Genomic DNA, 10,255 nt, shown 5'->3' with positions numbered 1-10,255 from the left:
TTATACAGATATGGAGCAATTCATGTCTATTTTATACAGAAAAAACCCCGAAAATTCGGGGCTTTTTTGTATTATTTAACTTTCAACCTTTAGAAATAGCTCAAAAAAAGATGCCCGCACACTAGCGAAGCACCTTCAAAAATATTTTTTCTAGTTTCTGTTACCACCGGAAAAGATCGTAACTAATTGAATAAAGATGTTGATAAAGTCAAGGTACAACTGCAAAGCACCAGAAACTGCTAAAGAAGTTGAATTGACTTGATCACCAAATTGCAAATACATATTTTTAAAATTCTGTGAGTCCCAGGCAGTTAAAATCGTAAAGATAATAACACCGATGAATGAAAAGACATAACTGATCATTGGGCTTTGCAAAAAGATATTAATAACAGTTACAATTAGTAAAGCGATCAGCGCTGCGAGTGCTTGACTACCGATCCCCGAAAGGTCTTTTTTAGTCGTAGCCCCAAAAATTGCTAAAACGACAAAGTCAGCGGCAGCTGCGACAAATGCCATCGTGACATGTGAAATATCATAGACCATTAATATCGTACTTAAAAATAGTCCTTCGATCCCGGCAAAAGCAAAAAGTAATGTGATACTGGATGCCGCCGAACGTCCCGGTTTAAAAGATACTCCAAAAACCATGGCTAATTGGACTGCAAATAAGGCGAAAAAGGCAAAACGATGTTGGCCAAAAAAGCTGAGAACCTGCATTTGGAATGTTGTCGCACATAAATATGCGATCACTGCAGAAAATGCAACAGCGCCTGCCATAAACCCATACATTTTAGTTAAGAAACTATTTAAACCATTCTGGCTAGTCACATAACCTTGATTCGAATTATTCATTTGATCGTCCTCTCCTAATTAATTAGATAATTGAAATCGTTTGATGCTCTCTAATGAAGTTATCATAACATACCAAAAGATCGTAAGCAATTTTATCGAGGTACCCAAAAAGCTAGACCATAAATAACTGTGTTATTCTAAAAAAACCGGCGATCTAACCACTTATGGGATAGGTCGACGGCTCTTAGACATGCCCCAAAAAACCGAAGCATCTTTATGTTTCACTCTTATAAAATCAATTTTTGCGTAATTTAACTTCACTTAATAAGCGTTCATAAGACATTTCATATTTTTGAATATCGCCTGCGCCCATGAAAACAACCACGCCGTCGTGAAAATCTAACAGTGGTGACATATTTTCGACACTTAAGATCTCTCCACCCTTAGTGATTTTTTGTCCAAGATCTGCAGCAGTCACATTTCCCGCCTTTTCACGAATAGAACTAAATATCTCAGTTAAATAAACTTTATCAGCTAAATTTAGTGTTTCAGCAAATTCATCCATTAATGCGATCGTACGACTAAATGTATGCGGCTGAAAAACTGCAATGATCTCCTTATCAGGATACTGTTGTCGTGCTGCATCGATCGTAGCCTTAATTTCGTGTGGATGGTGCGCATAATCATCAATGATGATCATATCCTCTACCTTTTTTTCAGTAAAGCGGCGCTTAACACCCTTAAAGGTCAACAAATGCTTTTGAACCTCGTGCTGATCGATCGATTCGATATATGAAACAGCGATCACTGCTAAACTATTTAAAATATTGTGTTCGCCAAACATATGAGTTTCATAGGTTCCTAATGATTGGCCCTTGAAATAAACATCAAAAGTAGAACCACTAGTCGAACGCTTAATATTTTTAGCCTGAAAATCATTATCATCTTCAGTCCCATAAAAATAAACCGGTAGATCTGAGTGGATCTTACGTAAATTTTCATCTCCACCCCAGGCAAAAATTGCTTTATTTGTTTGATCGGCTAATGTCTGAAAAGCCTGACAAACATCATCAATGCCTGTAAAATAGTCCGGATGATCAAAATCAATATTGGTCATGATCGTATAGTCTGGATGGTAAGCGACAAAATGGCGCCGGTATTCGTCGGCCTCAAACACAAAAAAACGTGCGTCTGGAGTGCCTTTACCTGTACCATCACCAACTAAGAAACTAGTTGGTGCAACACTACTTAAAACATGCGATAATAGCCCAGTTGTGCTCGTTTTACCGTGAGCACCTGCCACTGCGACCCCCGTAGTTTCAGTGACCAACATTTCTACGACTTCTGGATAAGTCAAGACTTCTAATCCAATTTTTTTTGCTTGTGCTATTTCAACTTGTTGGTCATCAAAAGCATTGCCAGCAACGACCGTCATACCAGGTTGAATATTTTCACTATCAAAAGATAGGATCTCAATTCCCTCTTGTTCTAATCCCCGTTGAGTAAAGGTGTATTTATCAATGTCTGACCCAAGGACTTTGCAACCCTTATCATGTAAGATCAAGGCTAAAGCACTCATACCAGTACCTTTAATACCAACGAAAAAATAGGTAGTATCCATATTCATTACAAATATCCTCTTTTCTATTCTCCACTTTTATTAGTCTACCATATTCACTAAGAATTGTATCTAACTTTGATATTTCAAACAACTTAACTTTCTCTTAATTTAGCCAATCCTTCTGGAGTCAAAAAGACGTCCCGCGGTTTTGAGCCTTTTGCTTCAGAAATATATCTTTTAGCTTCAAGGTCTTCAACAATACTTGCAGCACGATTATAGCCTACAGAAAAGACTCGTTGTAATTTAGAAGTCGAGATCGCCTCTTCATTAACAATGTAATCTAAGACTTGTGGCATCAACTCGTCTTCATTCTCTGATTCGATTGCTTTTTCTTTAAGGCCATCCGGGTCAAAAGCAAATTCTGGCTGACCCTGAGTACGTACGAAATCAGTGATACGATCGACCTCTTCGTCAATAAATGTTCCTTGCAAACGAATTGGTTGACCAGCACCATTACCAAGATAAAGCATATCACCCTTACCTAATAGGCGTTCAGCTCCGGAGGAATCCAAGATCGTACGTGAATCGACCTGACTGGCGACCATAAAGGCCACACGTGTCGGAATATTATTCTTGATAGTTCCGGTCACAACATCGACACTTGGGCGCTGTGTAGCAATCAACAAGTGAATCCCTGCAGCGCGTGCCTTGGCCGTGATACGTGCGATATAATCTTGAACCTCAGAAGCAGCAACCATCATCAAGTCAGCTAACTCATCGATCACGATCACGATATATGGCATTTTTAATCCAAAGTCTCCAGCAGCCACCGCTTTTTCATTAAAACTATCAATGTTACGCGCTCCACTTGCGGCTAAACGTTCATATCGTTCATCCATTTCTTTTACGACCCATTTTAGAGCTGCCGCAGCTGACTTAGGATCAGAAACAACTGGCGCTAAGAGATGCGGAATATTTTGATATGGTGCCATTTCAACTGCTTTGGGATCGATCAACAACAGTTTAACTTCAGATGGCTTAGCCTTATAAAGGATCGAAACTAACAAGCTATTGATAAAGACTGATTTACCAGAACCAGTCGCACCAGCGATCAGGCCGTGTGGCATTTTTTTCAAATTAGTAACCTGTGGCTTACCAAAAAGATCGACACCTAAAGCGACTGTCAATGGTGAACGTGCCGATTGAAACGCGCTAGACTGCAAAACTTCCCGCAGCATTACCGGACGAGATTTCTTATTTGGTATCTCGATTCCTATACTACTTTTACCCGGGATCGGCGCTTCGATTCGAATATCTTTGGCTGCTAAGGCTAGTTTCAAGTCATCCGTCAAATTAGTAACTTTATTGACTTTTACTCCGCGGCCTAAAGTGATCTCAAATTGTGTCACTGTCGGACCGACCGTCCAATCTTTGACCGTTCCATCAACATGAAAAGCTTGTAAAGTTTCATTTAAAACATCAGCTTCTGACAAAACCCATTCATCCATTTGCGGATCGTCTTCGACCACTGGTTCAGGCAACAAAGATATGTCTGGAAATTGATAAGTATTTTTCTCTGTTAAAGCTTCGCCGTCTGTCCCATCTTGAGTCTGATTTTTTTCTTTAAATAAAGAAAGATCACGTTGGTCGTTTTGTTCAAAATCGATAATATCAGCTAAAGAGCGATTCAAAGCACGTGAATTTTGTGGCAAATTTTCTGTATTCTGTGAAGATTGATCTACACTATTTTTTTCAACCTTAAATTCTTTACTTTCAAAATGCTCTTCGTCCTTTTTTGCAACTTCCTCAGGTTCATCTACCGAATCATCTGTTTCTATAATGCTATCGTTATTAGTTGATTCATCAAAAACAGATGCCAAATTTTTTTGTTTTTGAGTTGCATTTTGCGTTGCAGTTTTTTCGCTCGGATCATCGTTTGAAATATTTGCTCCACTAATCCGCTCGTCATCATCTAAAGTGCTATCTGAAAAACTTTGAGTAAGATGAACTGGCGCTTTTTCGTGTTCAATTTCAGTTTGATCAGTCATTTGAGTGCCTGACTGGTCTGTGGTCATAGCTTTTAGTGCAGTACCTTGAACTAATGTTTGTTTCTGTTTTTCTAATTCCGACTGCGCTGAATCCGTAGCGTTTTCAGCTATTTCTAGTTGACTTGAAGGTAGGAAGGTTTCTGTATTTAATGTATCATCAGCAACTTCTTCTTGATCCGGTTGATCAGTTTCGGGTATTTCTTCAACTTGGTCAACTTGATCATTAGCATGATCAACAGCTGGTATAGTCAGATCAACCTCATCAAGGTCGGTTTCTGTTTCAAAATCTAACCAGTAATAGTCATCCACTTCTTTGTGTAATTCCTGACATAACCGTTCATATGAAACCACCACTTTAGCAGATGGATCAAAACGAACCAAATTCAAGAGGGACGGCGGAACATAAGACGGACGAAATGGGCGTGAACTAATGCCTTGTCTTGCATCAAAGTCTTTTTTTGTCCGTTCTTTTTGTCTGGTGACCTGATCAGACTTATGAACACTGATATCTTTTTTTCTATTTACTTTTTTAGATAAGGTCGCTTTGTTTTTTTGCAAGCTTTTAAGCCGGTAAAAAGCTGGACCATCATAATGATTCATAAGACTATCTTCCAATCAATAAAAAAATCGAGTAGTTTGCTCCTAAACTTAACGCTCCCTACCCGGCTATTACAAACTTTTACTACTTTGCAAACAAGCTGGCAGCTTGCTTAAAATCAAACGGTTGCCCTACTTGATATTCAGAAACAGGTAATTCAAGAATACCGCGTTTTTGAGGCGCATTTGGCAAGCCTAACTCACGCGCAGAGCAAACCATCCCAAAACTATCTTTTCCACGTAACTTACCTGGCCAGATAATCGCACCATTTGGCATCATTGCACCCACCTTAGCGATCACAACTGTTTGCCCAGCAGCAATATTAGGTGCACCACATACGATCTGCAAATGTTCGTCATTGTCCACCAATACCTTTAAAATATGCAAATGATCTGAATCAGGATGCTCAGCCATTTCTTCCACGTAGCCCACAACAAAGCCAGGCTTATCGTCTACAACAAGTTCAGGTTTAAAGCCTGCTGCAGAAAGTGCTTGATTTAACTGCGCTACTTGTTTTGTAGTTAACTTAACTTGGCCATTAGCATTCAAGTCCGAGACATAAGTCGAAACCTGAAAGAAATTAAAGCCTAGTGTTTGATCAGTTTTTTCATCATAAATTCGTACAATATCACTTTTTTTTTTCGTGCATTTCTGAGGTAGTGTCCTGATTTAAAACAACCATTAAGACATCCCCAGTTTGTGAAAAATTATAGCTTGCAATCAGCATAATCGAAATTCTATCTCCCTTATCTCAACAAATTACTTAGCAGCAGTTAAAAAGTCTTCAACTTCTTCTTTAGTTTTGCGATCTTTATTGACAAAACGAGCTGTTTCCTCACCTTTTTCGTAGACGATAAAACTTGGAATACCCATTACTGTCATTTCTTGGCAGAGGTCGATATTTTCATCACGATCAACTTGGATAAACGTATAATCAGAGAAATCTTTTTCAATTTCTGGCATAGCTGGTTTAATAAACCGACAATCAGGACACCAATCTGCTGTAAAGAACAGCACATATTTGCCATTTGTCAATTTTTCTTCTAATTCTTGTAAATTCATTTTAGGTAACATTTCCATGATCAAGGTCCCCCTTCTATTTACTAATTCAACTTATATCACTAAATAGCGCATAACAATATAATTATAATATATTTGGTCACAATTTCATATTATAATGTTTATCTTCTTCTATATTTGATTTTTCTTTAATTTTTCATTCTATCTTCAAAATAATTAGGACGTAAAATGGGCAGCTAATTTAAAGATCGGTTGCCCTTTTTGGCTGAATTTTTCTTCATACTCAGTCATTACGTTATCAACTGCTTCTGGCGAATCGTGCAAATCTAACCATACTTGGTCAAAGACCATTCCATAGTTATTCATTGATGTCAAAGAATATTCAAATAATCCGCGATTATCGGTCTTAAATTCCAAAGTACCATCTTTTTGCATAACCTGCTGATATTGTTTCAAAAAAGTTTGATATGTCAAGCGTCGTTTTGCATGGCGTTTTTTTGGCCACGGATCCGAAAAGTTTAAAAAGATCCCAGCCACTTCAGCAGGTGCAAACATTTCTGTTAAATCATTGCCATCACCACTCACTAATTGCAAATTAGGCAATTTTAGCTCTAGTTGTTTTTTTAATGCGATCCCAGTCGCAGTTGTTTGTACTTCGATTCCAACATAATTATGTTTTGGATCACGACGTGCCATTTCAGTAATAAATCGACCTTTCCCCATTCCGATCTCAATTAGTAGTGGCTGCTTTGTCGTGAAGCGTTCATCCCATTTGCCACGCAGTTTTGCTGGCTCTGTTACAACATATTGTGGGTTAGCTTCGATCAATGGTAAAGCCCAAGGTTTATTTTTTAATCTCATCTTATCCTCCGTCTGATTGTTAAACTTGCAAGCATCTTTTTAAATTGTTTTTAGTTTAATTAAAAATTTTACTCCAACAACAGTTGGTCATACCGCAAAAAAATCCCTCGGGGTATATCTCCCTAAGGGACCTTAATTTCAATCAATAAACAAATCATGCTTATGCCTTATCGCAACCAAGCGAAAGGATAAAACATCATCAATAATAAATGCATCTTACTTAAACTTAAAACTTTTCAAAAATTTCAAATGTCTTTTCTATTTTTAATATGTCTTGGTTCATTTCATGGAAACGACCACGCCGATAGTTTGACTTTGTATCCAAAAGGAGATTCATCAATGTATACCATTGAATACGAAACTCCATTGCCTCTGGTAATTGTTTTCCAAAATAGCTTTCTAACCATTGCTTCCAATCTGCGCGTGGGACATAGCGGCACATTATCATGCTAAGATCCTTTGCTGGGTCAGCAAACATCACTGATTCCCAGTCAACAAGATAAAGCTGGCCCGAATCTGACAACAAAAAGTTCTCACATTTCAAGTTGCCATGAGAGACTTCATAATCTTTTGTATCATATGCGGGTAAATGACTTTCAAGGAACTTAGCACATTTATGCAATAACGGATGTGCTAGAAGATCCGAAGAATTCCCCCGATAATACAGTGTCAAAAAATTTTCAGGGGTGTAATGTACACCACCAACTTTTTGCAGCATTTTCTTTAAAAGATCTGAATGATGAATGCGATGGATCAAAGAAACCACCTGCTTGGAACGCATTTCGTTGCGTTCCAAACACCGACCATTCATCCATTGCTGTGCTGTCAAAGTATCGCCTGTGTGCATCCGTTTTGACCAGATCAACTTAGGTGTGATCTCTTCTAGTGAAAGTGCCGCTAGAAATGGTGATGGATTTCGTTTCAAAAAGACTTTCTCTTTTTGCTTGATTCCCATATACGCTGTCCCAGTATCGCCACCGATTGGGAGCACCTGCCAGCCATTCTCTAAATCGAGATCCATCTTGGCAACGCTCCTTTTTCAGTTCGAAATTATCGATCCTTGTTCTAAGAATCAATCACTATATAAAGTCTACAAATTCACTTCGTCGCTGTCAAGACATTTTACTAAGGCGCGTTTTACTGTATATTCTTGCAATCAAGATGCTTTCAGCGACTAACAAAGTCAAGGCAGATAAGACTTTTACCAATCCTGGACCTTGAATAGCGATCGGTACAAAAAATAACATCGCACTAACAAAAAGTAGAGAAAACAGTACTTTAGAAAATGCAATAAACTTTTTTTGTATATTTATAGGATAAGTGTGCATAAATACAATTTCATCGTACACGACAAAAATAGGCATCAACTGAAAGCCTAGTAAATAAATAAAAACAGCTGCGATCAACAAAGCACCCCAGAAATTGTGAATAAAAAACAAGATAATAAAACACAAAAGAGTCAGGCGTAAATACAGATTGCTATATTCACCGCTGCGGACAAAAGCACGCCAAAATAAATACTTGAAAAATCCTTCAGAGTCAGTGCTGTATTGGGGTAAAAAGCGGTCCAAATAGAGCCTTCTCTTCGGTTTAGGCGTAACAGTCCGCACATCTGTAAACATGTTAAAGAAGCGATATAAACGCGCCAAACGCGCTGCTTCTTGATCGATCGCATACCGCCAGTCAAAAATTGCACCAGGCAGTTGTTTTCGATCATGTTCACTAATAATTACTAACATCAAAATAGCGATGATCGCGCCAATATAAGTTGGCAAATATACACTAACTATCAAAACTACCGCTGGTAACAACCAAGAATATACTGCTTCGAATTTAGCACTACGTTTCTGTGGCAAAAATAGAGCTGTGATCTGTGACTCTGTCCGGTTCACAGTCAAAACTAACTGAGTTAAAGCCAGTAAAATTATGTTTAAACCACTCATCTTTGCAGCAAATAATAAAAACGGTGTCAGCAATAAATAGCACGCCACTTGGACAGTCAATGCGACTAAAGTACTATATGACCATGAACTTTTTAGATAACCTCTGATCTGGTGTTCTTGAGGTAACAAGAAGACTTTATCTGGCTCTTGCAAAAAAGTTGCAATTTGATTGGTGTGTAAAATAAATAACAAGAACAAAATTACAGCTGGCTGCGCCCACCACATATTTTCACTACCAGATAAAGACTTTAAAAAATTAGAGTACGACAATCCAAAAGCACCGAATAAAAACAATAGTGCTATTACAAAATGATCATTAAATACATAGCGCAAATATTTTAGTAACATCTTCTGGTATGAACTACGTCTGTTTTTCCAAATCTCATTCATAATTACCGCCTCACTTATCCGTCATGTTCAAATAAATATCGGACAATGAAGATTTTGGCTGATTACTTTGTGCTTGCAGATCGCTCAACGTACCTGACGCTAACATCTGGCCTTCATCGATCATCACAAAACTATCACATACTTCTTGGGCTGTAGTTAAAACATGTGTTGACATTAAAATCGCAGTCCCTGCCCTTTTTTCTTCATCTAACAGATTTAGTAGGTCTCTGGTAGCCAGCGGATCTAAACCTAAAAACGGCTCATCCACTAATAATAAGTCAACATCTGGCAAAAGCGCACATACGATCATTACTTTTTGTTTCATCCCTTTGGAAAAATTGATCGGAAACCAATCTAATTTATTATCCAACCTGAATATCTTAAGATAACGATCGGCTTTTTCCCAGGCAACTTTTTTATCTAACTGATAAGCCATCATAGTCAGCTCAATATGTTCTTTTAAAGTTAATTCTTCATATAAGACCGGTATTTCAGGTATATAAGCAATTTTTTCCTTGTAGCTACCAGCATCTTCTTGTAAAGAAACCCCATTTAAAACAATTGACCCCTTCATCGGCTTTAATAAACCAATAATATGATTGATCGTCGTCGATTTACCAGCGCCGTTTAGACCGATCAGACCCACTAATGAATTGCTAGGGACTTTAAATGAAATATCTTTTAACACAGAAATCGACGAATATCCCCCTACCAAATTATTCACTTCTAAAGCCATTCTTTTCTTCCTCTCATGACACCACCTTAAAATACCAACAGCATTTTAACGATGGTCGTTATTTTAATTGACATTTCCTGATCACTTTTAGTACTTTATGTTTACTAACTAATTTAACAAAGTACCACACTTAACTTAGAAGTCATAGCAGATGGGCTCAAATTGACTTCTTATCTTTAAGTTGTAATTCATCATGTTATCATAGTTGAATTATAACATTAGATTTTTAGACCTCCAACGGCTTAAAAATAATCTGATGTAGTGTATACTGGACTTAATACTAATACTATACATTGAAAGAAGGTC

8 protein-coding genes and 1 pseudogene are annotated in these 10,255 nt (G+C 37.8%); all 9 read right to left on the bottom strand.

The annotated features are described in order from the left end of the window. Window positions 1-150: 150 nt before the first annotated feature. The gene (locus tag LACPOB_RS0110055) at window positions 151-852 is read right to left on the bottom strand and encodes a Bax inhibitor-1/YccA family protein (RefSeq protein ID WP_017868693.1); all 702 of its coding nucleotides are present in this window, start codon (window positions 850-852) and stop codon (window positions 151-153) included. 235 nt (window positions 853-1,087) lie between these two features. Next, window positions 1,088-2,419, bottom strand: coding sequence for a UDP-N-acetylmuramate--L-alanine ligase (gene murC, locus LACPOB_RS0110050; RefSeq protein WP_017868692.1), 1,332 nt, complete (start codon window positions 2,417-2,419; stop codon window positions 1,088-1,090). Window positions 2,420-2,505: 86 nt separating this feature from the next. Next, window positions 2,506-5,001, bottom strand: coding sequence for a DNA translocase FtsK (locus tag LACPOB_RS0110045; RefSeq protein ID WP_017868691.1), 2,496 nt, complete (start codon window positions 4,999-5,001; stop codon window positions 2,506-2,508). Between the two features lie 82 nt (window positions 5,002-5,083). Beyond that, a pseudogene (gene ytpR / locus LACPOB_RS12055) lies at window positions 5,084-5,726 on the bottom strand (YtpR family tRNA-binding protein). A gap of 32 nt (window positions 5,727-5,758) precedes the next feature. Continuing rightward, window positions 5,759-6,079 (bottom strand): thioredoxin family protein, encoded by a 321-nt coding sequence (locus LACPOB_RS0110035; RefSeq protein ID WP_017868688.1) that lies wholly within the window; start codon window positions 6,077-6,079, stop codon window positions 5,759-5,761. 156 nt (window positions 6,080-6,235) lie between these two features. Continuing rightward, complete coding sequence (gene trmB / locus LACPOB_RS0110030) at window positions 6,236-6,880, bottom strand: tRNA (guanosine(46)-N7)-methyltransferase TrmB (RefSeq protein ID WP_017868687.1); 645 nt, start codon at window positions 6,878-6,880, stop codon at window positions 6,236-6,238. Between the two features lie 226 nt (window positions 6,881-7,106). Further along, window positions 7,107-7,901 (bottom strand): phosphotransferase family protein, encoded by a 795-nt coding sequence (locus LACPOB_RS0110025; protein ID WP_017868686.1) that lies wholly within the window; start codon window positions 7,899-7,901, stop codon window positions 7,107-7,109. A gap of 91 nt (window positions 7,902-7,992) precedes the next feature. Then, window positions 7,993-9,213: an ABC transporter permease gene (locus tag LACPOB_RS0110020; RefSeq protein WP_017868685.1), complete on the bottom strand. Its 1,221-nt coding sequence runs from the start codon at window positions 9,211-9,213 to the stop codon at window positions 7,993-7,995. Window positions 9,214-9,223: 10 nt separating this feature from the next. Continuing rightward, window positions 9,224-9,949, bottom strand: a complete 726-nt coding sequence (locus tag LACPOB_RS0110015) for an ABC transporter ATP-binding protein (protein ID WP_017868684.1) — start codon at window positions 9,947-9,949, stop codon at window positions 9,224-9,226. Window positions 9,950-10,255 lie beyond the last annotated feature (306 nt).

This window comes from Ligilactobacillus pobuzihii E100301 = KCTC 13174, from assembly GCF_000349725.1.
Taxonomy (GTDB): Bacteria; Bacillota; Bacilli; order Lactobacillales; family Lactobacillaceae; genus Ligilactobacillus; species Ligilactobacillus pobuzihii.
Note: the sequence above shows the minus strand (reverse complement) of the source record. Positions and strands in the feature narration are given on the sequence as shown.

Coding starts and splice junctions, on each gene's coding strand:
- LACPOB_RS0110055 (WP_017868693.1), bottom strand. CDS start 852: ATGAATAATTCGAATCAAGGTTATGTGACTAGCCAGAATGGTTTAAAT.
- murC (WP_017868692.1), bottom strand. CDS start 2,419: ATGAATATGGATACTACCTATTTTTTCGTTGGTATTAAAGGTACTGGT.
- LACPOB_RS0110045 (WP_017868691.1), bottom strand. CDS start 5,001: ATGAATCATTATGATGGTCCAGCTTTTTACCGGCTTAAAAGCTTGCAA.
- LACPOB_RS0110035 (WP_017868688.1), bottom strand. CDS start 6,079: ATGGAAATGTTACCTAAAATGAATTTACAAGAATTAGAAGAAAAATTG.
- trmB (WP_017868687.1), bottom strand. CDS start 6,880: ATGAGATTAAAAAATAAACCTTGGGCTTTACCATTGATCGAAGCTAAC.
- LACPOB_RS0110025 (WP_017868686.1), bottom strand. CDS start 7,901: ATGGATCTCGATTTAGAGAATGGCTGGCAGGTGCTCCCAATCGGTGGC.
- LACPOB_RS0110020 (WP_017868685.1), bottom strand. CDS start 9,213: ATGAATGAGATTTGGAAAAACAGACGTAGTTCATACCAGAAGATGTTA.
- LACPOB_RS0110015 (WP_017868684.1), bottom strand. CDS start 9,949: ATGGCTTTAGAAGTGAATAATTTGGTAGGGGGATATTCGTCGATTTCT.